This is a genomic window from Mariniflexile fucanivorans (assembly GCF_004341235.1).
GTDB classification, from domain to species: Bacteria; Bacteroidota; Bacteroidia; order Flavobacteriales; family Flavobacteriaceae; genus Mariniflexile; species Mariniflexile fucanivorans.
On sequence record NZ_SLUP01000010.1, the window covers coordinates 123,430 to 149,246 of the forward strand.

Annotated in this window: 24 protein-coding genes; 14 read left to right on the forward strand and 10 right to left on the reverse strand. The window is 31.9% G+C overall.

From position 1 onward, the window contains the following. Nucleotides 1-164: 164 nt before the first annotated feature. From EV196_RS18195 to EV196_RS18205, 3 genes are read right to left on the reverse strand one after another with little or no spacing between them, the layout of a single operon-like run. Entirely contained in the window at nt 165-707 is a 543-nt protein-coding gene (locus EV196_RS18195; protein ID WP_132219210.1) for a hypothetical protein, read from the reverse strand. Between the two features lie 12 nt (nt 708-719). Continuing rightward, nucleotides 720-2,276, reverse strand: a complete 1,557-nt coding sequence (locus EV196_RS18200; RefSeq protein ID WP_132219211.1) for a DUF748 domain-containing protein — start codon at nt 2,274-2,276, stop codon at nt 720-722. A 9-nt stretch (nt 2,277-2,285) separates the two neighbouring features. Further along, entirely contained in the window at nt 2,286-2,693 is a 408-nt protein-coding gene (locus EV196_RS18205; protein WP_243652279.1) for an arsenate reductase family protein, read from the reverse strand. Nucleotides 2,694-2,949: 256 nt separating this feature from the next. Between EV196_RS18205 and cls the strand changes: the two genes are divergently transcribed. Both cls and EV196_RS18215 read left to right on the forward strand, forming a co-directional pair. Continuing rightward, a complete protein-coding gene (gene cls / locus EV196_RS18210; RefSeq protein ID WP_132219213.1) occupies nt 2,950-4,371 on the forward strand; it encodes a cardiolipin synthase in 1,422 nt (473 codons plus the stop codon). A gap of 58 nt (nt 4,372-4,429) precedes the next feature. After that, the gene (locus EV196_RS18215; RefSeq protein WP_243652280.1) at nt 4,430-5,002 is read left to right on the forward strand and encodes a hypothetical protein; all 573 of its coding nucleotides are present in this window, start codon (nt 4,430-4,432) and stop codon (nt 5,000-5,002) included. Between the two features lie 4 nt (nt 5,003-5,006). Here the strand turns inward: EV196_RS18215 and EV196_RS18220 are convergent, their stop codons facing one another. Beyond that, nucleotides 5,007-6,527, reverse strand: a complete 1,521-nt coding sequence (locus EV196_RS18220; protein ID WP_132219215.1) for a GH3 family domain-containing protein — start codon at nt 6,525-6,527, stop codon at nt 5,007-5,009. Between the two features lie 289 nt (nt 6,528-6,816). Then, complete coding sequence (locus tag EV196_RS18225; RefSeq protein WP_132219216.1) at nt 6,817-7,380, reverse strand: type 1 glutamine amidotransferase domain-containing protein; 564 nt, start codon at nt 7,378-7,380, stop codon at nt 6,817-6,819. A 267-nt stretch (nt 7,381-7,647) separates the two neighbouring features. Between EV196_RS18225 and EV196_RS18230 the strand changes: the two genes are divergently transcribed. The 4 genes from EV196_RS18230 to EV196_RS18245 all read left to right on the forward strand — a co-directional run bounded on the left by EV196_RS18230 (nt 7,648) and on the right by EV196_RS18245 (nt 11,171). Continuing rightward, nucleotides 7,648-7,929, forward strand: a complete 282-nt coding sequence (locus EV196_RS18230) for a YtxH domain-containing protein (RefSeq protein WP_132219217.1) — start codon at nt 7,648-7,650, stop codon at nt 7,927-7,929. A 244-nt stretch (nt 7,930-8,173) separates the two neighbouring features. After that, the gene (locus tag EV196_RS18235) at nt 8,174-8,701 is read left to right on the forward strand and encodes a hypothetical protein (RefSeq protein WP_132219218.1); all 528 of its coding nucleotides are present in this window, start codon (nt 8,174-8,176) and stop codon (nt 8,699-8,701) included. Nucleotides 8,702-8,886: 185 nt separating this feature from the next. Further along, on the forward strand, nt 8,887-9,441 hold the full coding sequence (locus tag EV196_RS18240) for a LemA family protein (protein WP_132219219.1): 555 nt from the start codon (nt 8,887-8,889) through the stop codon (nt 9,439-9,441). Between the two features lie 2 nt (nt 9,442-9,443). After that, nucleotides 9,444-11,171: a DUF2207 domain-containing protein gene (locus EV196_RS18245; RefSeq protein WP_132219220.1), complete on the forward strand. Its 1,728-nt coding sequence runs from the start codon at nt 9,444-9,446 to the stop codon at nt 11,169-11,171. 209 nt (nt 11,172-11,380) lie between these two features. Here EV196_RS18245 and EV196_RS18250 read toward each other — a convergent pair whose 3' ends face one another. The 5 genes from EV196_RS18250 to EV196_RS18275 form a co-directional block, all read right to left on the reverse strand. Further along, complete coding sequence (locus tag EV196_RS18250) at nt 11,381-12,766, reverse strand: family 43 glycosylhydrolase (protein ID WP_165876197.1); 1,386 nt, start codon at nt 12,764-12,766, stop codon at nt 11,381-11,383. A gap of 225 nt (nt 12,767-12,991) precedes the next feature. Then, complete coding sequence (locus EV196_RS18255) at nt 12,992-13,435, reverse strand: methyltransferase family protein (RefSeq protein WP_132219222.1); 444 nt, start codon at nt 13,433-13,435, stop codon at nt 12,992-12,994. Nucleotides 13,436-13,668: 233 nt separating this feature from the next. Further along, entirely contained in the window at nt 13,669-14,514 is an 846-nt protein-coding gene (locus tag EV196_RS18265) for a damage-control phosphatase ARMT1 family protein (RefSeq protein ID WP_132219223.1), read from the reverse strand. Nucleotides 14,515-14,542: 28 nt separating this feature from the next. After that, the gene (locus EV196_RS18270; RefSeq protein WP_132219224.1) at nt 14,543-14,779 is read right to left on the reverse strand and encodes a hypothetical protein; all 237 of its coding nucleotides are present in this window, start codon (nt 14,777-14,779) and stop codon (nt 14,543-14,545) included. A gap of 20 nt (nt 14,780-14,799) precedes the next feature. After that, nucleotides 14,800-15,174, reverse strand: coding sequence for a Fur family transcriptional regulator (locus EV196_RS18275; protein ID WP_132219225.1), 375 nt, complete (start codon nt 15,172-15,174; stop codon nt 14,800-14,802). Between the two features lie 153 nt (nt 15,175-15,327). On the opposite strand from EV196_RS18275, the gene EV196_RS18280 reads away from it, so the two are divergent. The 8 genes from EV196_RS18280 (at nt 15,328) to EV196_RS18315 (ending at nt 25,770) form a co-directional block, all read left to right on the forward strand. Further along, nucleotides 15,328-15,798: a DUF1847 domain-containing protein gene (locus EV196_RS18280; protein WP_132219226.1), complete on the forward strand. Its 471-nt coding sequence runs from the start codon at nt 15,328-15,330 to the stop codon at nt 15,796-15,798. 365 nt (nt 15,799-16,163) lie between these two features. Further along, on the forward strand, nt 16,164-16,610 hold the full coding sequence (locus EV196_RS18285) for a protein-disulfide reductase DsbD domain-containing protein (RefSeq protein ID WP_132219227.1): 447 nt from the start codon (nt 16,164-16,166) through the stop codon (nt 16,608-16,610). 25 nt (nt 16,611-16,635) lie between these two features. Beyond that, nucleotides 16,636-18,588, forward strand: coding sequence for a protein-disulfide reductase DsbD family protein (locus tag EV196_RS18290; RefSeq protein WP_132219228.1), 1,953 nt, complete (start codon nt 16,636-16,638; stop codon nt 18,586-18,588). A 76-nt stretch (nt 18,589-18,664) separates the two neighbouring features. Next, nucleotides 18,665-19,441: a 4'-phosphopantetheinyl transferase family protein gene (locus EV196_RS18295; protein WP_132219229.1), complete on the forward strand. Its 777-nt coding sequence runs from the start codon at nt 18,665-18,667 to the stop codon at nt 19,439-19,441. Nucleotides 19,442-19,636: 195 nt separating this feature from the next. Further along, nucleotides 19,637-20,083: a hypothetical protein gene (locus EV196_RS18300; protein WP_132219230.1), complete on the forward strand. Its 447-nt coding sequence runs from the start codon at nt 19,637-19,639 to the stop codon at nt 20,081-20,083. Between the two features lie 319 nt (nt 20,084-20,402). Continuing rightward, on the forward strand, nt 20,403-21,731 hold the full coding sequence (locus EV196_RS18305; protein ID WP_132219231.1) for a hypothetical protein: 1,329 nt from the start codon (nt 20,403-20,405) through the stop codon (nt 21,729-21,731). A 153-nt stretch (nt 21,732-21,884) separates the two neighbouring features. Next, nucleotides 21,885-23,327, forward strand: coding sequence for a T9SS type B sorting domain-containing protein (locus EV196_RS18310; protein ID WP_132219232.1), 1,443 nt, complete (start codon nt 21,885-21,887; stop codon nt 23,325-23,327). Between the two features lies 1 nt (nt 23,328). After that, entirely contained in the window at nt 23,329-25,770 is a 2,442-nt protein-coding gene (locus EV196_RS18315; RefSeq protein WP_132219233.1) for a PorP/SprF family type IX secretion system membrane protein, read from the forward strand. Nucleotides 25,771-25,817: the final 47 nt, after the last annotated feature.

A 25,817-nucleotide genomic window follows, 5' to 3' on the forward strand; every position in this document is an offset into this window, starting at 1 on the left:
GTATTTGATATTCATTTGTAAAATTTAGGTGGATATTAAAAAATAAAGCTTATTAAGTTTATAGCTTAAACCGCTAAAAAATAAAAAGACTTCTTTTTGTTTTTAGCGGTTTTTAATTTGATGAACAGTCTTTTTGCTTATTCAATTTATTAAAATTAAATAGTTTAGTTTTCATCTTCATCTTCATCTTCATCTACTTCAGCTAAAGGATGATCGTACATTTCTAAACCAATAATTTTTATAATGTTTACTATGGTACTATAAAGCATTAATACAACTACAATAAGTCCAGAAGTTAAAATACTGGAAATGGCTAAAGACGTATAGTAAATATAATTAAACCAATTGGTAGGTACGGTATCAGACTCAGTGATGGGAAGATTTAGTAATATAAAAGATATCACTGAAGCTATAAAAACCACGGTATCCAATTTTGCTATTTGTAGCACTTGTAAATAATGATCTTTTTTAAGTTTAGATTTTGAATTGGAACTAATACTTAATACGGTTAACAATAAAGCTAGAATGGTGGCAGATGCCAAAGCAATTGTGTTGCAAAGTGTATTAATACCAGAAAGCGATTTTTTAATAAGTACTTTAGCTTCATAGCCACTTAATTCCCCTAAAAGAAGCGTTCCTAAAAGGATTATTAACAAGGAGATAATGCCTCCTGTTATTGCTCTTTTTGTATATCTGGTAATTTTCATTGGTACTTACATTTATTTTTCGCCATTGCCTGTTAAAGTACTAACCAAACCACTTTTTACGTTAATCCATAAATAGTTAAAGAACGATTTAGTTGTATCTCGTTCTGCTTCTATATCGCCAAATCGAAATCCTTCATCGTTGGTTTTAGAGTCGCCACTTACAAAAATATTTCCTATGGCCGTCAGGACTTTATTGATTTTAGAACTATTTTGACGTAATAGGTTAAATTTAAAATCGTCATATTTCATCTTAATTTCTCCTTCAGATGTTACGTTATTGCCGTAAAACGTAAAGTACATTTGTTGGAGAGTCCCTTCGGCAAGTGCATTTAAATTAGGTTTAAAAAAAGGATTTAAAACATTAGCAGGTAAATTTTGTATCGCTCCAGAAATTTCAAAAGTATCAGAGGTATTATTTACATCAAAACTCCAATTGAGCTCCAAGGGCGCTTCCCCCATAAGTTCAGAATGTATTTTTATATCGGTTTTTTCAGCGTTCTTTACGTTGGTTAAATGCTTTAAAGTAGCATCCACTTTATTAAAAAATATTTTGCCTGCTTTTTTATCGGGTTCAACCAATTCGGCATAAGAAATATATCCATTTTTAATTTCGGTTTGTTTTATTGCCAAATCAAAGGTTAATGTCCTTAATGATTTGCTGTATAGAGGCTTAAAAGTTAAATCGTCGGGCAATAATTTATCTCTATAAATTTCTAGATTAGGCTCTACTATTTCTGTTGATGCCACGGTAATAGTAAAAGGATCCTCAAAAAAATTGAAGGTTAAGCTTTTAAGTATCACCCTAGGAATGTTTAAATTAATATAATCGCGCTCTTTACTTAAATGTCTGGAAAGTTCTTGTTTATCATATTTGGGAGCTATTTGTAAATTTTCTAATTGCCAAACATCTTTATTGGTGTTTACGCTGCTAATTTTAATGGTTTCATACTCATTATTTCCTAAAATGATATTTTTTGCATTTAGATTATAATCCTCAAAAGCAAATGGTCTTTTAGTTTCGGAATTTAAATCGATTTTACTTCCCGAGACTTTTAAATTATAAGATTTAACTGAAAGTTTAACGCTATCGGTACTTTGTTTCATCACATCCAAACTACCGTTGGCAATATTTAGTTCATCAAATTTTATGGTCTTAATTCCTTTTTTTTTGGCTTTCGATTCCGATTTATTAGAAGCAATTTTTTTATAAGGATAATAATGAAGCTTAGGATGCTTTAAATGAATGTTTTTAATGGAAAGCGTTTCATTAAACATCAAATCCCAATAACCAATACCGTTTAATTCAAGCGATTCTAATTTCAAAAAAGTATGGTTTTGAAGTGTATCATTACTTTTTATTTTCAGTTCAGTTTGGTATAAAATAGCATCGCCACTAAGTATATTAATGTCTAAATCTGAATATTTTAATGCAAACTGAGGTGGTAATTTCTGCGATAATAAATCCGTTACATAATTTTTGGCCCACCATTGTAATAAGAAAAAACCAAGCAGGAAAAAAACTATTATAAATAGTAATATGACAATGTTTTTTTTCTTAAAAAGGGTCATAAAAATGGTCTATTTATTATAGGGTTTGGGTTGATTTGTAGTGTCTGGTTCCATATATTTAACAAAATCGGATGGCGAATGTATGGCAACCATTTTTTTTCCTATTATAGCTATAGGAAAAGCTAAGGTTTCTGGGTGTTTTTCTAGTATACGAAGCCAATCGTGTTGATCCAAATCAATGGATTTATCTCCATAGTTTTTTACAAAATTGGGATGTTCTGTATTTATTAATTTATGGATTTCTATGTTAAGTCCATCGGCAATTTCAGCCCAATGACTACCGGGTATATTTGTTTTGGATACATCAACTCCTAATACTTTTTTTTCAGATGAAGTCACGTAAGCATACGTCTGTTTTCCAATAGAAGTTTCAGAACTGTAATATAATTTAATCTCATTATCATTGGTTGCTATCATTCCCATTTGTTTAAATTCTTTAAAGGTATTATACAAATAACGCATATAGTATACAATAAAATTAACCCAATCGGTTTTGTTACTAACTTTAAAAAAGCATGTTATTGAGTTAGTTTTTAATTCAATTAAGTCTAAGGTTTCATAATATTATCCTTTAATTTGGTATTCAATTTTTTTACTAAGCATTCATTATATTAATACCCTAAAAAGTGGCATATTTTTGTTTCAACAGGTTTAACCTTACCTTTTAGTATATATGACTAAATATCTAATCATAGCGTATTTCATAATAAACCTTTGGGCCATATACAGCGTCATTATGTATGGTTCTAGAGCCACTAAATCTTTAAGTTGGGTGTTTACCATTATGGTTTTTCCGTTTGGGGGCGCCTTATTATATTATTTATTTGGTGTTAACAGAAGAAAATTTAAATTTTTCAGATTAGAAAGATCGCAAAAAGAAAACCTTTACAACGTAGAAAATGAGAAAGGGTTTAGTGATACTTTTGAAACCGATTTCCCTTCGGAAAAATCAAAAAAACTTTCCAAACTTATTCTTAACACCACATATTTATATGCTTCTGAAGGCAATAACATTGAAATTTTAAACACGGGTAAAGAAACCTTTGGAGCCATTTTTAAAGCGATTGAGAACGCCAAAAAATTTATACATGTACAATACTATATTTTTGAGAAAGGGGAGTTGCAAGATGAATTTTATGAATTATTTAAAGCTAAAATAAAGAAAGGTGTAGAAATACGTATGCTTTACGATTCGTTTGGCAGTTTTTCATTTAGCGGAAAATTAAAGAAACGATTTAGGAGTATTGGCGTAAAGGCATATCCAGTAATGCCCATTCGGTTTGGTAACCTGCTGTTTACTTTAAACTACAGGAACCACCGAAAAATAATTATAGTGGATGGGGACATAGGGTTTACTGGCGGATTTAACGTTTCCGATAAGTATATAAAACCCATATCAAGCCTTGGAGTTTGGAAAGATTTGCATATAAAGTTAGAAGGTCCCGTTGTAAATAGTTTGCACCGTGTTTTTATAAAAGACTATCATTTTTCAAGTAAGAAGAAATTACTTTTGGATGCTAAATATCTTCCGCAGCCTAAAAAAGCAGGAAACTTACCAGTTCAAATAGTAACCAGCGGCCCCGATTCCAATCAGCCCGCGATTATGCAACAATATATTGCCATGATAAGTTTAGCCGAACGCACTATTTTTATAGCGAATCCTTATTTTATTCCTGGTAGTGCGGTATTGCAAGCGTTGGTGATAGCGGCACAAAGTGGTATAGAGGTTAATTTATTAGTGCCAAGAAAAGGCGATTCTGTTTTGGCAACGTATTCTATGTTTTCAAATTTTGAAGAGTTCTTATCGGTTGGTATCCATGTTTTTGTGCGCGATTGTTTTTCGCATAGTAAAGTTATTATAATTGATAATGAAATAGCATCTGTGGGTTCTGGAAATTTTGATCATAGAAGTTTTGAACATAATTTTGAAACTAATGCCGTAATTTATGATGAAACCATTACTAAACGAATTTTAGAAGAGTTTAATAAGGAATGCGCTGATGCAGACAAATTATCTTATGAAACGTTTAAAAACAGGTCTAAAGTTCAAAAATTTATAGAAGGTCTTGCTAAATTTTTCAGCCCTTTATTGTAAAACAATCCCAATGAAACTATATTTCATTTTATTATTAATCTTTTTAAATTTTTATTCTTTGAAAGCTCAACATATCTATCCTGAATCTATTGCTAATGAAGTAAAAACAGCATTAGCTTACTATCCTGAATTGGCCAATGTACCTATTGAGTTTAAGTTTAAAAGCAAAATTAAAAAATCGACGATGCAAGCACAACCTCATTTTTGGAGTGTTTTTTGTGGAAAATCAAAACGTAAATACAAGGTGTTAATTAGTGAAAATTTTAAAATTGCAGACACCGTTTATTACACAAAAAACATACCTTCTAAAGTGCTTATAGGTTGGTTAGGGCACGAATTAGGGCATGTTATGGATTACCAACATAGAAGTAGTTTTAACCTTATAGGTTTTGGTTTAGGGTATTTATTTTCGGAAAAAGCCATGAAAAAGGCAGAGCGCAGTGCAGATACCTTTGCCGTTATTCATGGAATGGAAGATTACATTTTAGCCACCAAAAATTTTATTTTAAATGAAGCCGGTTTCCCTGACATTTATATAAATAGAATAAAACGTTATTACCTATCGCCAGAAGAAATTATGCTGTTGGTAGAGGAACGTGAGGAAAAAGCAAGACTTTCTAACCTTAAATAGCAAACTATTTTTTTTCAACAAAAGCTTCCCATTCGGTAAATTTATCTTCATTCATAACACGTTCCATTTTCACTTGTCCACCTTTTTTCTTATTAAAAGCGTTCCAATCATGAAAAATAGCGGGTATAACTGTTTTAACTTTTACCCCTTTTAAAGCTTTGGAGCGTGCCACTCGATAATTTTTGTTAGCTTGCTTTAAAAAGTCATCCAAGGTTTGTGCAAGTGAACTGGCTTCAACATCATCTTCAGTTCCAAAATACCAACTATGGTAAAACTCCTCATCATAGCGTTTTGCACAAATAGTGTATTCCTTAATTTTAATATTAAAACGTTCCTCTAAATGTTTAACGGCATCGTCTAGCTTATTAACAGAAAGTTGAGAGCCAACAGTGTTCAAGAAAAATTTGGTACGCCCCGTTATTTTAATTTCAGCGCGTTCAATGTCTGTAAATTCAATAGTGTCTCCAATAATATAACGCCACGTACCAGATACGGTACTAATTATAAGCACATAATCTTGGTTTAATTCAACATCATCTAAAGTGAATGCTGGCGCATGCGCCACCAAAGAACCATCTTGATTGATGTATTCTGGTTTAAAAGGAACAAACTCAAAATAAATGCCACCATCTGTAACCAATTGCATGGCGTCGGTTTCTGGTCGGGCTTGAAAGGCAATAAAACCTTCAGATGCTAGATAAGTATCAATAATAGTTATTGGTCTTCCCAATAGAGCATTGAAGCTCTTTTCATAAGGACCAAATGCCACACCACCAGAAGTGTAAACTTCTAAATTAGGCCAAATTTCGTGAATGTTTTTTACTTTGTTATAAGTAATCACTTCGTTAAGCATCAATTCTATCCACGATGGAATGCCACTAATGGCTCCTATATCCCATTCTTTGGCTTTTTTTGCAATTTTTTCAACCCTTTGATCCCAGTCATCAATTTGAGCTATTTTTTCTCCGGGCTTATAATAACCTCTAAACCACGATGGAATGTTGTGGGCACTAATACCACTGATTTCACCTTCTAAATGATCTTTTTTCTCAATTAAATCGGTAGAGCTACCAAGCATTAAGATGCCTTTATCAAAAAAAGTAGCGGGTAAATCAAAATGGCTTAAAGCAATTATTTGAGCGATTCCTGCCGATTTTATACTCTCAATCATATCCTCGGTAACAGGAATACGCTTGCTGGTTTTTCCGGTGGTTCCTGAACTTAATGCATAATAATCTGGATTATCGGGCCAAGTGATGTTTGTTTCACCTTCATGAAGTTTATACCACCACTCATCATTAATTTCATTATAATCAAAATAAGGAATTTTTTCAGAAAAGTTTTTTTGAACGGTATCAGATTCCATGATAGCTTCAAAATTATAAAATTGACCAAAAGCAGTATCTTTAGCTTTGCTTAATAACTTTTTTAAAACCTCTTTTTGGTTTTCCGATGGGCTAGATTCGGGTGTTAACTTTTCAGTTATATCTATAACACTTTTAATAATGTTTCCTATTATGTTCATACTTTTAAACCTAAATTAAATAAGATGTGTTAAAAAAAACCTCTTAGGATATTTAAAAATTATTTTTTGATGGTCGTTAAATATCATAAATTAATAAATTGCTGTTTTATGGCGACGTTCTTATGGAGTCACTAAGAAACAAATATTTGTTTTTATTCTGCGTAAATCAGCGAAATCAGTGGGATTAATTTTCCAATTCACTTTGTTTGTTATCCCGCAGATTTCGTTGATAATCGCTGATTTTCCACTTTTTTGGAATAAACGCATATACAGTAATTATTTCAAAATTTTAGGCATTCGCAACTTGTTCGCTATGTTTACCTTCAACAATTTCTTCAATAATTTTATTTATAAAAGCCGGTAAATCGTTAGGGTTTCTACTTGTTACCAACCCAGAATCTACAACCACTTCTTTATCTTGCCAATTTCCGCCAGCATTGATAACATCTTGTTTAATACTTTTGTACGACGTAACGTTTCTGTTTTTAATAACATCTGCGCTAATTAAAAGCCATGGTGCATGACATATAGCTGCGACTGGTTTTCCTTGCCTAAAAAAGTCTTTAACAAAGTTTAAGGCTTCTTCATTAATACGCAATAAATCGGGGTTGATAACACCTCCTGGAAGCACCAAAGCGTTATAGTTTGAAGCATCCGTTTTAGACACTAATTTATCTACTTTAATGCTTTCTCCCCAATTTTTATCATCCCAACTTTTAATATCACCTTCTTTAATAGATATAATATGTACATCGGCGCCTTCATTTTTAAGGGCTTTTAATGGTTCAAATAATTCGGATTTTTCAAATCCATCTGTAGCTAATATGGCTACGGTTTTGTTTGTCAATTTCATGTTCAAATTCTTTAAATTAATATTATTATAATCTTTATTATTAAGATTTTATAAAGGTATATACAGAAAAATATTGGGATGTGCTGTAATGAAAATTTGATTGACCTAAATAAGTTTATGATACTTAAACATGCGTTTTTGTTTTGTAAAATTTATAGAAAATGGAAATGTTGTAACATATATAAAATATGTTGTAATTAATTAGCTTCTGTTGTGTTGCATCTTTGTAGTACAAGAAATAAACAAATAAATAAAAAATAAAAAATCATGAAAACAAGTAAAACAATTATGAGTGTATTAGGAGGCGTTGCAGTAGGAGCAGCTTTAGGAATTTTATTCGCACCAGATAAAGGAGAGGAAACAAGAAAAAAAATTGCTAAAAAAAGTAGCGATGTTAAAAATAAGGCTAAAGATGCTGTAAACGAAATAGTAGATTCGGTTGCTGAAAAATACAATTCTGTAATAAATAAAGCTGAAGAATTAGCTAAAGAAGGAAAAAAGGATGTAAAGGAAGACATCAAAACAGTTAGAGAGCAAATGAATAAATAATAAAATAAATGTCTATGAAGTAAACGCTTCATGAGGGCATCTTATAAAATCGAAAAACTGAAAGAGATTATAGAATTGCTCTTTTTGAACTTGAAAGTAAACAAAACTTAAAGTTTTAAAAGAGCATTTTGAAATCATTATGACATGTATAAACCGTCTTTCAAAAAAATCATAGGGTATATTTTGCAATATGGTCTCACAAATTTTATTTCAAACAAAGTAAATTAAAATTCATAAATCAATCATGAAAAAAACAACTACAATCTTAACCATATTATGCATTTTCATTTTTAGCCATTTTGCAATAGCCCAACAAAATACAGATGGTTATAACAGGAACTTTAAATTTGGTGTAGGTCTTAACGGAGGTTTACCATTAAACGATCCTTACGATTTTAATGTGGGAGCCGATGTGCGTGTACAATACAACATCTCACAAGCGTACTCTTTATGCTTAACTGCAGGATATAATAATTTATTTGTGAAAGATGAAACTAATTTTGGTTACGTGCCCGTAAAGGTTGGTTATAAAACATTTCTTTTTAAGAATGAATTTTATGTGATGGGAGAAATAGGAGGCGCCTTTTCAACGACTAAAGAATATGATAAAAACTCTATGATTTTTTGTCCGAGTGTTGGTTATGCTACAAAATACGTGGATATTAGTTTACGATACGAATTTTTGAAAGATTTCCCCATTATTAAAAATGATGTAGCAGATAACGGATTAGCACAATTGATGGTACGATTAGCTTATGGATTTGATTTGTAAATTAAAAAAATGCATTTAGTAAACAGATATCTACCCAACTATCAATAAACCATTGAAGTATAATTTTCCTTAATTTATACTTTAAAAACTTACCTATAAACTTTCTATTTTAAATTAATGAATATAACCCGATGGTTATATTCATTATATTTTAATACCTTTAATTCTTTAAATATTTATATATTATGGTAATATTTTATGTATTAATTGGTCTTATTTTATTGGCAGCATTTTATGGTGTTGGAATTTATAACAGATTAGTAAAATTAAAAACACTGGTAGCCGAGGCTTGGAGTGGGATAGACGTGCTATTAAAAAAGCGTTACGATTTAATTCCTAACTTAGTAGAAATGGTAAAAGGGTATGCTACTCATGAAAAAGAAACCTTCGAGAGTGTGACTAAATCAAGAAGTCAAGCACAAAATGCTACAACAGTTGAAGGACAACAAGCTGCTGAAAATCAATTAAATAAATCATTGTTAAACTTATTTGCAGTCGCCGAGCAATATCCAGAGCTAAAAGCAAATGAAAACTTTTTAAGTTTACAAAAAGAATTATCTGTTGTGGAATCTGATATTGAAAAATCAAGAAGATATTATAATGGAACCACTAGAGATTATAATATTTTAATCGATTCTTTTCCATCAAACATTATAGCTGGTATGACGAATTTCACAAAAGCATCCTTTTTTGAAATTGATACAGAAGCAGAGAGAAAAAATCCACAAGTAAAATTTTAAGTGTGAAGCAACTCTTTATTCTTATACTCATTATTACGAACTCTTTTTTTTTGTATGCGCAAAGCGAAAGAGTTCTTTCGTTTTATTCAGATATTAAAGTAGATACCTCGAGTGTAATTACCGTGAAAGAATCTATTAAAATTTATGCTACGGGCACTATTTTTAAAAGAGGTATTACACGCACTATTCCTATTGAAAGCATTGATAATAATGGGAAAAAGACTAAACTCAATTTTGAAATTATATCTGTAGAAAGAGATGGGTACGTTTCAAAATACCATACTGAAAAAGGGAATGGTGAAATAACCATTTACGTTGGCGAAAAAGATGCTTATTTAAATGAAGGCGAATATAACTATACCATTACGTACCAAATGAGTGGTCAAATACGTTTTTTTGATGGTTATGACGAAATTTATTGGAACGTTAATGGTTTCGAATGGGGTTTACCTTTCAATCAAGTGTCAAGTCAAATTACGCTTCCCAGTGGTGGTAAAATCATTCAGAATGCTTGTTATACGGGTAGTTATGGAAGTGATAGCTCCAATTGTAGTTCAGAAATTTTATCCGAAAACAGCATTCGTTTTACTGCTGAAAATTTAAGTGCTGGAGAAAACTTAACCATAGCCATCGGTTTTGATAAAGGTGTTGTAAACCAACCACCACCACCGCCACCTCCAACATTTTTTCAAAAGTTTGGGGCGTTGATTTTAGGCGGATTAATGAGTTTATTTCTGCTGTTTTATTACGGTTATACTTGGTTGAAATTTGGTGTCGACCCTGTAAAACCAACGGTATTTCCTCAGTTTAATGTGCCAGAAAACATGTCGCCAGCATCCGTAGGAATGATAGATAAACAACGCTATTATGGCGATTTGGTTACAGGCTCCATTTTAAGTTTAGCGGTAAAAGGGTATATTAAAATTGAAGAAGATATTGAAGAACATATTTTTGGATTGTTCAAAACCAAACGCTATATCCTTCATAAATTAAAGGAAAATACGGGAATAATTAATAAAGAGGAAAGTGCGTTGTTTTCAAAATTATTTTCAAATACATCTACTTTAATATTGGAAGGGAAATATGATAAAACCGTTGAAACTGCGGTGAATGCTTTTAAAGATTCTTTAAGAACACAGCATCACAAATTAATTTATCAAGGGTTCAATTTAAAATTTTGGATAGTGCCAATTTTAATGATGTTCGCTTACATTTTTGTATTTACAATGCTGGCTTCGCAATATTTTGAAGGAGAGAATGATGTCTTTGTATTTATCTTATTTATTGTATTAAACCTTGTTTTCTTTTTAGTTTACCAATATTTAATTAGAAAACCAGCTGTTGAAAAATTGAGGCTTAAATCTTTAATTGAAGGTTTTAAAATGTATATGAGTGCTGCAGAAGAAAAACAAATTGCCCATTTTAATCCACCAAATTTAACCCCAGAAATTTTTGAAAAATTATTGCCATACGCGCTCGTATTGGGTGCAGAAGATGTTTGGGGAGAAAAGTTTCAAAACTTGATTGACAAATCCATGATTGATTCAACCTACCAACCCACATGGTATGCTGGAAATATTGGAAACTTCTCGACCTTTAACCATTCATTAAATTCATCGTTATCTAACTCCATTAGCAGTTCTGCAACAGCACCTTCAAGTAGTAGTGGTTCTGGTGGAGGTGGTTTCTCTGGCGGCGGAGGCGGAGGTGGAGGCGGAGGCGGCTGGTAAACGCTTCTTTTATTTGTGTTTCTTATGTTTAAGTATGTATGTTAATGGCGTTTTGTTTTTAGCACAGCTTCGACACCTCAGCCATATCAAATTAAGCAAAACACCTACTTTTAAAAATACTAAGTAGCCAAATTAACTGCAAGAAACCTCATAAATAAAACGTATCTTCGTATGACTTATACCACTTTTTTGCTGTTTGTGCTATTGTATTATTTTAATGAAGGCGTCCAATCAAACCAGTTCAGATTAAACAGGTCGCCATCATCTCCGGTATAACATAGATAAATTGTTTGAGATCCTCTTATTCTATTCAGTGTGGTGGAAAATGTTTTATAGTTGTTCCAGCCACCTGTCGATGTAATGGGAATATTCCCAATAATAGTTCCTGTTGGGCTATTTATGCGCAATACAATGGCACCCCCGTCTTTTGGAGTTGATGCACGAACACGGAATGTAAATGGACTGGCACTTTCTCCAAATTCAATATTCTCGTAGCCCGTCCAATCGCCATTTAATATAGTTCCGATGCCTTTAGTTGTATCTTCATCTTTAACCTTTACTACCTTAGTTCCAGAATTTGTCATATAGCTTTCCGCTTCAATACGCACGCTACCATCGTCCATCACTTTACCTTGAACCTCTTTCTTCTGAATGTTTCTTTTACCTCGTTTGGGATAGACTGGAACCGTTATTTCTACGCCTTCATCCAAGGTGTAAACAATGGGTTCGATGGTACCATCTTTGCGAAATGTCATTTTGTCGAAACAAACGGAGCGTCTATGGCGATCACCATGATTTACATCCCCTCTATGATAAAAGAGATACCACTGATTGTTAAATTCTATAGCAGAAGTATGATTCGGCGATTCAGGTGAATTTGGAGCAAGCTCACCTTTTAATGTCGCGTATTGCGGCAGTGGAGAGTCAGCCATCCAGTATTTAGTAATAGCACCAACCCGTGCACTAAAATAATATATTCCATTGCGTTTAAAAATATGAACGGCCTCATTCACATTTTCTTTGCTTAAACGAATCCAAGGACCATCTAATTCAATCATATTATCCTTCAACTTAGCTCCCATAATATGCGATCCTTCTTCACCAATATCCACCCAATGATCGTTACCATAAATGTAAGCCTGCCCATCATCGTCCACAAAAACAGTTGGATCGAAAATGGTGGTAATTTCATTAGTAACGGCAGATTCCCAAGGACCAATTGGGGTGCGGCTTTTTGCAACACCAACATGGGTTATGTCGCTTGGGAAATACCAATAGTACCAGCCATCTTTATAAGCGGCATCTGGTGCGTTCATATTTGACTGCGCATATTCAAATCCTTTGTCTAATTGTGGATCGAGAGCTACGCCATGATTTATCCATGTTTTCAAATCCGACGACTCAAGAATAGCGTAATCTTTCATCGATTCATAATCCACGGCATCGGGCTGATCGTGCGAACCGTAAACATATACCTTACCATTAAAAACCTGTGCCGAAGGGTCGCAAACATATATAAAATCAGGATCACTTTCCCTGAGAATCGGATTTTGGGCAAAAGTGAATTGTCCCATAAAAACGATAAGGACGGACATTAAAATTTTAGTTTTATTCATAACAATATGGTTGTGTAATTTCTGATTTCATTAAAACAGCTATTGCTAAATGCTTGTTTGTAAATGCGGCAAAAACAGCGTTGAGCACTTGGCTCAGTTTCGCCTCTTTAGGCACATCTAAGTTAACAAAATATTACATAGTTTAAAACACAAATTTTAGGTAAAAATGACTTTTACACTGTGCTGTAAGCGGTATTTTTGTTTTTAGAAAATAAAGGGAATTATGCGTTTTGCTTTTTTAGAATATTCTGAATAATTCTCAAAAGTTTCTATTAATTCTTTTTCTTCAAAAAGCATTCTTACATAAGTGCTAAATACAATTATAAGAACAGCAATGAAAGTTTTGTAGTTGGGAAAAGCAATTAAACATGCTAAAAAAAAGTATATTATGGAAGCATAAATAGGATGCCTCCACCATTTGTATGGCCCATTTGTAATAAGTTTTTCTTTTGTTGCATTCGAAGAAACGTGAAAACTTTTTATTCCAAACGTTATTCTCGCCCAAACCATGATTCCTACAGAGGCTATTTGAATTATTAGGGCAATTGGATTTAGCGATAAAATTGAATTATTTTTAATTAGATAGAGCAGTCCTAATAGAGAAATTAAAAAAGCAATTAATGAGCCGTATTTTAGAAATATTTTCATTGGTTTTATGTTGGTATTTTAATGTATGCTTTTTCTGTTTTTCAGTTATTCTATTTTCATTTACAATTGACTAATTTAGATAAATTAACCTCTTTTAATGAAATAATATTTTGTTCTACCAACTTCGCAATAAACACAGTTGAGAGAACAAACTTTTTTAGGAATTAAGTCAATTCCTAAGGACATTCCTAATCTACGCGAAGGTAACGGACCAAAAAGATGGATATACATATCTAAATTTTATGCTCTTTAAGAATAATAGAACCTTCTTTTACACCAAGGTGATTTGCGATAATCGTACACTTTGCTTTTAACAAGAAAAAAACTTGTCTGTTGCAATCAGATAATCCTTCAAAATTACCCTGCCCTTTACTTATTACAAGATCGGAAGTGTTAAAAATCTCAAGAAATTTGGGCGTACTTTGATTAAGAATGACACCTGGAGATTTACATCCCGAATCAATTAAATCTGCAACTTCATCTAATCCAGAAGCTACAGCGTCCTCCCAAGTGACATCATTAATAATGGGTATGGAACGTACAGCGTATTTTACGGGTATTTTTAATTCTTTGATTAATATTTTATCAAAAACCGATTCCCCAACATTATCTCCAATATAAAGGATGTTGGTGGTTTTTTTTAATTGATTTTTAAAAGCTTCATAGTCAAATATTGCAAAATCCTGTTGTAGAATATATTTCACATCACTTACTATATCAAATGCTTTATTGACTCCTAAATCAATTATATTTCCAGCAATGGCTATTTTTATAGCAGTAAGAAGCTTATCGTCTGAATTAGCTACAATCTTTTCCAATTCAGGATAAATGGCTTTTGTTTCTTTAATATGTTGATTTTTGATTTCCTTATAAGGATCTTGAACCCCAGAAACTTCACTTACTATGCGATAGATTGTCTTTCCTATTTCTACAGGTGTGTTGTACATGGAAACGGTTTTTATCATGTCACCTGTTTTGTCTAGAATTTCCTTTAACTCCTTTTCGTCGGAAGTTGCTAATCGTCCTGCACGTAAGGCTTGCTGCATAAAACAAGGAATACAATCAAGATAAGTTTTCATTTGTCTGTTTTTTTTAATTTAAATCTGCTTAATCTTTAGAAAGTTTTTCATGTAATAAGGCTTCTCTAACCATTATATGTCCACAATCGGGGCATTTTTGTGTTGTACATTTAATACCTTGTTCGTGTTGAACTTTAGCACCACATTTTGCACACACACAGTATCCGCCAACACTGTATCCACCACCTTTGTTTTTTCCTAGACCTTCACCAACTCCAAGTCCTTTGCCTTGCCCGGTTCCTCTGTTCTTTTTTAATAGTTTCATGTAATTAAATATTTAAACGATTATTTTTTACAACTATTACAAATACCTGATATCCAAAAATTAACATGTTCTATTTTATAATCTTTCGGGACTTCTACATCTATATTATTGTCCATACATTCCACTTTTTCACAAATATTGCACTTGAAATGATAGTGATTATGAAAATGTTTTTCACCACAATTTTTACATTTAAAGTAATAAGATTTACCATCATCAGAAATTACTTTATGAATAATGCCATCATCAATAAAACTTTGTAATATTCTATAAATAGTAACCCTATTAAATTGTGGTAATTCACTTTCTATGTTGTCTGATTTTAAACCATAATTACCAGTTCTTTGAATACATTCAAGTATTGCTTTTTTAGATTGAGTTTTTCTTTTATTCATTCCTTATTGTAACATTGTTACAATAATACGAAAACTATTTATATATTTGCCCAGTAAATAATATAGATTTTGTTTTTTAACATGATACCAATTTTTAATTTAACAAATGTTAAAGAGGAAAGTTTTTTAAACTAGAATAACTTCAAAAAAAATATGGATTCTAAAATTTATACTAAAGAATTTCAAAAAATCATGCAAGCAAATTGCGATTATACAAGTATGAGAGCTAATAGAATTGAAGAAATATTAAATTTTGCTAGAGGAATGCATGTGAGTCGATTAGGAATCGCACATTGTATAACATTCTCTCACGAAGCAGAAGTGCTAAAAGAATATTTTTCAAAATATTTTACTGTTTACACTGTTGGCTGTAAACACAATAAAGTAAGAAAAAAAGAGATTTTAGGAGGCGAAAGTAATCGAATAATGTGTAACCCTGCAGGACAAGCAGATATTTTAAACAGTCATGGCACAGAGTTGAACATTTCAATGGGGTTATGTGTGGGGCACGATATGATATTTAGTAAAAAATCAAATGGGTTAGTAACAAACTTATTTGACAAAGATTTTACGAATAATAACAATCCTTCAATAGCGTTTTCAGAAATTGAAAAAACCTTATAATACTTAAGAAATTGCAGCTATTTTTAAATATCTAACTTCCAGGTTAAACTAACAGAGCGATCCCGATAAATATTATGACAACTATAAATAGTAGTCATATTTCGGGATAAGACACTATTTGATGTCAAATAAATAGAAATACTGAATTTTGTAAATTTGAACGGTAGCGAGTAGTTCTATTTTATTAAAATTAGGTTAAATTACCCTAGTTTACCCTGTTAAAAATTTAGTTTTATCACTTTAAACAATTTAAGCTGTTAAATTTGCAGATATTAGAGAATAATTACAAAAAATAGCAAATGGAACGATTCATGCTATTGATATCATTCAAAATAAAAAAATCAATATAAATACACGTATTTCAAATGAAAAAAATTATTACATTCTTAATCTTTATAGCAGCGTTTGCAAGTCATGCACAAGTATTAAAACCTGTAAAATGGACAACATCCGTTAATAAAATATCTGATACCGAATACGAATTAGTTGCCACTGCAACAATAGATAAAGGTTGGCATTTATATTCTCAAACAGTGCCCGAAGACGGTCCAATAGCAACAAGTTTTACTTTTGAAGGAAATACGAATTATCTTAAAAAAGGAAATACATCAGAAGATAAGGGGCACACTGTTCAAGACCCTGTTTTCGATATGGAAATCACGTATTTTGATAAAAAAGCAAATTTTAAACAACGTATTAAATTAAAAGGAAAAGTACCGTTTGTTGTAAAAGGCACAGTTGAATTTATGGTATGCGACGATAGCAGATGTTTGCCACCTACCGAAGTAGATTTAGTTTTCAACGTAAAATAATTGAAGTAATATAGAGTACAATATAATGAAGAAATTTCTTTTTGCATTAGTAGTTTTAGGTTTATCAATAGTAGGTCATGCACAAATGATAGATCCTGTTAAGTGGACTACAACCGTTGAAAAACTATCAGATTCTGAATTTAATTTAGTATCAAAAGCAGAGATTCCTTCTGGGTTTCATTTGTATTCACAAGATGTTCCTGAAGGAGGCCCCATTCCAACATCGTTTATTTACGATGATAGTGATGGTGGTTTTACTAGTATTGGCAACACCGTTGAAGAGGAAGGACATACTGTAGATGATCCCGTTTTTGAAATGGCCATTAAATATTTTGAAAAAACCGCCGTTTTCAAGCAAAAAGTAAAAGTAACTGATGGTGTTTCTACAATCAATGCGTTTGTGGAATATATGATTTGTGATGATACAAGATGCTCTCCTCCAACCGAAGTGGCATTAGAATTTAAAATTAAAAATGATTCCGTTTCAATTGCAAACGAAACTGTAGAAGCTTCATCAAGTCATGCAAATTCATCTTCGCAAAAAGGGCTTTGGGGTATATTCTTCATTGCCTTTTTATCTGGTTTTGCAGCGCTGTTAACACCCTGTGTGTTCCCAATGATTCCCATGACGGTGAGTTTCTTTACCAAACAAAGTAAAACTAAAGCGGCTGGAATTAAAAATGCTATTATTTACGGTATTTGTATCATCGTTATTTATGTGTTATTAGGAACCGCTGTAACGGGTATTTTTGGTGCCGATGCTTTAAACGCCCTCGCTACCAATGTGTGGTTTAATATTATTTTCTTTTTATTGTTGGTGGTTTTTGCTGTGTCTTTTTTAGGGGCTTTCGAAATTATGTTGCCAAACTCTTGGGCGAATAAGGTAGATTCGCAAGCAGACCGTGGCGGACTTATAGGTATCTTTTTTATGGCATTAGCTTTGGCTATTGTATCATTTTCATGTACGGGTCCCATTGTTGGAACGTTGCTTGTGGAAGCAGCATCAAAAGGTGGTTTAGCCCCAATAATAGGTATGTTAGGCTTTTCATTGGCTATTGCGTTACCATTTGCTTTGTTTGCAGCCTTCCCAGGTTGGTTAAATTCATTACCTAAATCGGGTGGTTGGTTAAATACGGTAAAAGTAGTTTTAGGTTTTTTAGAATTAGCTTTGGCATTCAAATTCCTTTCACAAGCCGATTTAGTATTACAAGCACATTTGCTAGAACGAGAAGTGTTCTTAGCCATATGGATAGCTATTTTTGGAGCTTTGGCATTTTATCTTTTCGGAAAAATACAACTACCGCACGATTCACCATTAACACATATTTCTGTGGGAAGATTGAGTTTAGGTTTGGTAGTTCTTTCATTTACTATCTATATGATTCCCGGACTTTGGGGCGCACCATTAAATTTGATAAGTGCTTTTCCACCACCATTGGAATATAGCGAATCGCCTTATGGGGTCGGGTTTTCAAAAATGGGAACAGCATCTGTTTTAGATTCTCATGAAGGCCTGCCAGATGGTGCACATTTATTAGCTCCATACGATATTTTAGCGTTTAACGATTATGATAAAGGGTTGGCTTATGCCAAAGAAGTGGGTAAGCCAGTTATGATCGATTTTACAGGTTGGGCATGTGTTAATTGTAGAAAAATGGAACAGAACGTTTGGCCAAAACCAGAGGTGTTGAACATTCTAAAAAATGAGGTGGTTTTAATATCGCTATATGTAGATGATAAACGCCCGTTAGCTGCTAGTGAAGTTACAGAATCAAAATTAAAACCCGGAAAACAGTTAAAATATATTGGTCAAAAATGGAGTGAATTGCAAACCATAAAATATAAAGCTAATTCACAACCGTTTTATGTGTTGATGGATCATAATGAAGAAAATTTACTGGATCCTGTTGGTTATACTCCAGATGTTGAAGATTATCGTACATGGCTTCAAACGGGTATTGAAAAGTTTAAAAAATAATATTTATAGAGTCACCCATATATCATTCATCATCTGTTGAAACCTTAGCAAGGGTCTTAATTTTTTTTAAATAACTATGATTCAGAACACTAAAAGAGAGGTTTTTTTCAGAACACTAGAAATTTTAATAAAAGATTTTAATTGTAGGGATGAATATGATGATCTAGGTGTGAAATTTTACAAAATTGAGTTATCAAATTTTCAAAAATTAGCACCTTCTTTAATGCCATTTTTATCACATTCAGAGAGCAATCGTGCCAATAGATTTCATTTTGTTAAAGACAAAAATACATTTGTAATATGCAGAACTGTATTAAAATTCCTATTAGCAGAACAAACCGGATTGGATATTCACAACATATTTATTGAAAGTGATTCTAATAAAAAACCTTTTTTACCATCGCATCCATCCGTTCATTTTAATATTTCTCATGCAACAGATTATGCCATTATTGCCATCGCCAAAAGTCCAGTAGGTGTAGATATTGAATATGTGAATAAAGAATTTAATTTTGAAGATATTTTACCAACTGTTTTTAATAAATCTGAAATTGATGAAGTTAATACTAGTGGTGGGCATGTTACTTTCTATAAATTGTGGACTCGAAAAGAAGCCATTGTAAAAGCCATTGGGGTGGGAATAGACGATAATATTTCAGAAATAATATCATTAGATGGATGCCAAAATATACCCTCAGAGTTTTTGGGTCCCATCAAACAATTACAGGTATTTAGTTTTAAATTGAATGAAGATTATTTTGGAGCGGTTGCAATTTCTGAAACGTCTAAGTGTCCTGACAAACTTTTATTTTATCAAATACCCAATACATTTCTCTTTTCAAAAGAAGCATAATTAAAGTATAATTTGCTTTGTTCTTTATACATCTATGCAGCTCTCTGTGCATATTACTTCATCACATTTATAGAGGAAGTACCTTTCTTGCTACAAAAACTTAAAAAAATATTAAAAAATTCGATTAAAAGCTTGTTTTTGACGATTAATTACATAAATTTGTTTTTTTAAACCCTAAATCCCTAAGTCGTAAATATGAAAACAAAAATTATTCTATTTAGTATTGGTTTATTCCTAATTACAGGTATAAGTTTTGCTCAAAACAAGAATGAACCAAAAAGTATTATCAGCGAAAAAGTAGCTATTAAAAAATATCATACAAAAGAAGAGTTGGAGCGTATGCAAAAAGGAGAGTTGTTATTCCTTTACATGGAACGCATTGAGGTTTTAATAAAAACCTTACCATATATAGCTTTTGCTACAAAACCAGGAGTAACTATGACTACTTTAGGAATTCCTAATGATAGTGATAATAGAAAAATATTAGATAATCAATTTGAAGCAACAGATGATTATTATGAAGCTACTACAGAGTTTCATAAAAAAATATTGCCCTATTCTGATACTAGTAAATTAATTTCTGCCATTATATTTTATGAAGAAATTATGAAATCTTTACATGAGTATAGTGCTTATCACTAATACAAATAGCAGCAACCATCTAAATTAGATAGTATCTAATAATTAACCGCAAACTATAAAGTCAATCTTAACTTTTAAGATTGATTTTTTTATAAACTCGTGTTCTAATCATTTTATGATTTACTGGTTTATAATAATTTTGTAGGAAAATGTGTTTTTTGTCTATGATACATGTATTTCGTCGATTAAACTTATTTATTAAATTGTTAATTTTGTGTATTTCGTCGAAATATTTGGTATTTCGTGGAATATTTTTATAGATTTGACAAATATTCAGTAGAAAAATCTTATTTGGTTTTTGTAACAAAAAAAAATGATTATGAAAAACTTAACTCAAATGACATTTATATTCCTTTTTATAATTGGAAATATTTATGGGCAACAGGAAAAAGGAATTATAGGTGCCAATAATTGGTTGTACAACTGGACTGAGTTTAAACCGAACCAAAAGCAGTATGACGAGCCAACTCAAATATTGGCAGGTAATATTGATAAAGATAAAAAGTTAGTTAAGAGAGAAACCTATATGTTGTTGGGAAATGTTTTTGTAACAAACAATGCAACCCTTACCATAGAACCGGGAACTGTAATAATATGCGATTTTGCATCAAAAGCATCTTTAACAATTACTAAGGGATCAAAAATTGTAGCTGATGGTTTAGAAACAGACCCTATTATTTTTACGTCAAATAGAGGAACTAAAAGATCTGGAGATTGGGGCGGCATCATTCTTTTGGGCGATGCTCCTACAAATAAATTTGGTAATGGATCTGTAGCATCTTATTATAGCGATTTAGCTCAATTTAATTATTCATATACAAATTATGGTGGTTCTAATGCAGAAAGTAACTCTGGTATTTTAAGATACGTAAGAATTGAATTTGCTGGCAAAAGAATTAAAGGTGATGAATATTATAACGGATTGCTATTAGCAGGTGTTGGTAATAAAACCATTTTCGATAATGTTATGGTAAGCTATTCTGGAGGTAATTCTTTTGAAATTTTGGGTGGTGATACTTGCTTGAACAAATTAGTAGCATACAGATCGAATAGTGACGACTTTAAGTTTAATTACGGTGCACAATGTAAAATTGATAATTCTTTAGCTATAAGATCTCCTTATATATCAAGCAGTAGTGCAGCCAGATGTTTACAAATTGCCTCTTATAATAAAATGGAAGAAGTAGATTTTACCAAAAAAGGCACAAATGTAGAAGCCAATAACCTAACATTTTTAAACGATAGTGAAAGTTTAAATTCTGATATGGAAAAGGGCTTGGTGAAAGAAGCTATTTTTATTGGACAAAATGCAAGTTTGAATATGAATAAAAGTGTTGTTTCTGGTTTTAATCCAGCAGTGATATTAGAAAGTTCAATTAATATTAATCAACAAAATCTAGAAAAAATACAGTTTGCTAATATGTTTTTCAATAATTGTAAAGGAAATATTTTTCTTGAAAATGATTCAAATAATGAAGATTTAGAAAATTGGTATGGCAACAGTGCTTTTTTTAATGTGTATTCTAAAAGTAATAATGCTGAAACATTTATTGATTTTTCAAATGAAAAAAGACCGGATTTCAGATTGCGAATCAATAAAATAATTGCATCAAAAGATGCTACTTATGCCCAAGAAACTAAACTTTAGGTATAACCTACTAAATAGCATGACTATAATATAATTGCTAAATTTTTAATTGGTATATGCTTGTCGTGTTTTAAGAATTTTAATTCTTATGGAATCAGCATTTTCAAAAAATAAGAACTTTAGGAATTTTATTTAAGAAATAATAATGTATATATGAAGAACTTTACTCTTATTAATATTCTTGTATTACTGGCATTTTGTTTTACACAAACTATTTATTCGCAAATGGTAATTGGTAAACCTAGCTTGCTTTTTGGACAAGCATGTGCAAGTCCTTCATTCAATACTTACAACACAAAATTTAGTTTTACAGATACTGCAATAAACTCTAGTAACCAGTTTATTATAGAACTTTCAGATAGTACGGGTAGTTTTACAAATCCTACCGTTATTTACACATCTGAAGAAGGTGCTGTCACAGTATCTCAAGCAACATTAAGCTTTTCTTTACCAACAACAACAGCAGGTGAAGCCTATAAAATTAGAATTAAAAGTACATCGCCCGCGGCAACTAGTTCATCTTCAGATGCTTTTGCGGCATATTACAAAATACAAAATGAACCTTTTAGTATTAATAATTTGATTTCTACAGGTTCGTATTGTGCAGGAGGAAGCTATTTGTTGACTATAGATAACCCAGGAACAGGAAGTAATAATTCACCTTTACAATACCCATCGTTAACCTATAATTGGTATAAAGTTAATGATGCTAACCAAACAACTTCCGATTTTGTGGCTTCAGGAAACACACTTTCCGTAAATACTCCAGGAACTTATTTTGTTAGAACTAATTATGGCACATGTACCTCAGATTCGTATTCAAATACAGTAACTATAAGTGAGGTTAATTCGGGTTCAAGTTCATCCATAGATTCTAGTTTAGGTAATCCATATTGCCCTAGTGAAGGCGCTACCACTTTAAGTACCATTAATGGAGATACTTATAAATGGTTTAAAGATGGTAACGAAATTACCGGAGCAACTAGTCAAGCATATATAACTAATGAGTCTGGTACTTATACAGTAACAATTAATTTAGGAACTTGTACCACAAGTGCAAGTATAGATCTTGAAGTGAGTGGGTTTACTAGTAGTATAAACGTACCAGAAACTAATAGTTTAGACACTGGTGAAACTTTAGTTGCTACAGTAACCACAGATGCTGTTAATCCTCAATTTCAATGGTATTTTAACGATACAATAATTACAAGTGCCATTACAGATAATTATGAAGCATCGCAAAGTGGCGATTATAAAGTAATTGTAACACAAACAGAAGATTGTATAACATCTCAAGAATTTCTTTTTTCAATTACAGAACCATTTCCAGACGTAGAGAATATACCTAATTTAATAAGTCCAAATGGTGATAATATTAATGATACTTGGATAATTCCTCAAGAATATATTTCAGGAACAAATACACAAATTGCTATAATGAATTCTCAAGGTAAAATAGTGTTTCAAACTGGCGATTATCAAAATAATTGGCCAGAAGCACAAATAAGTTTTACCAGTGTAAACCCTGTTTATTATTACGTCATTACAACATCAAATAATAAAACCTTAAAAGGCTCGATAACAGTTGTAAAATAACATGCAAAAATCTCTCATCCATATAATCATATTTTTGTGTTTAGCGCAAATACTTCATGCTCAAGAGGATGACGGTGTTGTTGCTTTATCACTTCCTATAAGAAACTCATTAAAGTTTAACAGATACGCTATCAATCCTACATTTAGTTTTGTAAGAGAATCAAATAAATACCTTACGTTTACTAATAAGAGGGAATGGGTTCAGTTTGAAAATGCTCCACAAACCTATCTCTTTAGTTATTCGGGAAGATTTGCAGAAAACACCGGTGTTGGTATTGGTTTTTTTCAACAAAACTATGGTGTATTAACCACTTTTGGAGGTGTTATAAATTATGCTTACAATGTGGTTTTAAATAGAGATAGCAATTTAACTTTGGGTTTAAATGTTGGTGTGTATAAAAGTGGTATTGATGAGGGGAGTGTGGTTACAAATTTTCCAGATCCATCTTTACAAAATATACCTTCAAACTTAATAGCTACTATCAACCCAGGTATAAATTATGGCACTACATTTCTTGATTTTGGTGTGTCTCTAAATAATATTGTTGCATACAATATCAAAACATCTCAAATTATAGAAGAAAACCCAGAACAGAGTATTCAGGCACATGCCATGTATACTGGTTTTGTAGATAGTCGTGGTTTTTTCGATGGAAGTAAATTTTCGGGGTTAGTACGCTCAGAGTTTAAAAAAGACGAAACAGTTCTTTCTGGAATTATGATGTTAACAACCTCAAAGGGCATTTGGGGACAAGCAGGATATAATACTTTATATGGAGTTTCAGCAGGAATTGGTCTTAATATTACCAATGAAATTGCTATTGAATATAACTATGAGAAGGAAATAGGAGATATGTCAACTTTTGGAAATTCACATGAATTCACGTTAGCATATAAATTCAAGAAAAAAGAAAGATATATTTATAGTGATGATAATGATGATGAAGGCGCCTTAATTTCACCATCTAAAAAATCAAAAAACACGTCGGCAAAACGCAATACACCAGAAGTTAAAGTAGATAGAGAAGCCATTGCAAAAGAAAAAGCAGAGGCAAAAGCAGAAGCATTAGCAAAATTAGAAGAGAAAAAAGAACAACGAGTTAAAACTGTTGAAGAAAATAAAGATACTCAAGCTAAAGCCGATGAAGAAGCAGCTAAAATTAAATTAGCACAAGAAGAAGCTGCACAAGCCAAAGCAGAAGAAGAGGCTAAGACTAAGTTAGCGCAAGAAGCAGCAGCACAAGCCAAAGCGGATGAAGAAGCTAAGGCTAAGTTAGCGCAAGAAGCAGCAGCACAAGCCAAAGCGGATGAAGAAGCTAAGGCTAAGTTAGCACAAGAAGTAGCATCTCAAGCCAAAGCAGATGAAGAAGCTAAGATTAAGTTAGCACAAGAAGCAGCAGCTCAAGCAAAAGCAGATAAAGAAGCTAGAATTAAATTGTTACAAGAAGAAGCGAGAGCGAAAGCAGATGCAGAATATGCCAGAATTAAATTAGCCCAAGCTAAAGAAAAAGCGGAAAAAGAAGCACTAGCTAAACAACAGAAATTGGATGCGGCTTCAGCAAATGTGCCAAAAGATGATGCTAGTATTGCTATAAGTAATTTAACCAAATCTGCGACAGACGCTAAATTAAAACAAGAGGAATTAATCACAAAATTAAACGAAACGGTTGCTAGTAGAGAAAAAGAACTTCAAGAATTAAAGAGAGAAAATGATTTAAGTGAACAAGGTATCTATACGGCTCCTAAACCTTTTAAAAGTATATCGGGTGAAAATGCAGCTTTAGAATCTTTAAAAAATCAAATTGATGATGTAATAATTGCTCAAGATGAAAAAATTAAGGAATTAGAAAATCTTTATAATGAAAGACTCGAAAACGTCTCTAATGGACAAGGATCTGAAAATGTAGTTTATTTGAATGAAATTAATGCTTTAAAAGAAGCGCAATCGGAAACTAAAACTGTAAAAGCAGATTTAGAATCACAATTGGAAACTATTCAAGAAGCTACTGAGTATGAACGTAAACGACGTATAAAACGAGCTGCTTATGATAATGAAGAGGATAGATACAATAAAGATAAAGCAGCATTAAATATAATTAAACAAACAACACCACCCGCCACAGTGCCACTTAAGGAATCTGATTTTGATTTTGGTGAAGATCGCGGTGATAATATTGAAATTATAAAAGGTGTTCGAAATGTAGAAAGTGGATATTATATTGTAATTGCAGTACATAGTGATATGGCTAAAAGAGATGAGTTTTTAACTAAGGCTGTTGCTGCAGGTCAAAAAGACATTAATTTCTTTTATGATGCAGCCTCTAGTAAATATTACATATATTATCAGAAATTTGATTCTATAGGAGAAGCAAGTGGAGCCATGAGCTCTAAAGGAAGCACTCCTTATAATAGTAAATCATCTATGATTAAAATAGAGAATTAAAAGCTGTATATTTTATACGAAAACAATTTAAATTATATAAAAGAACA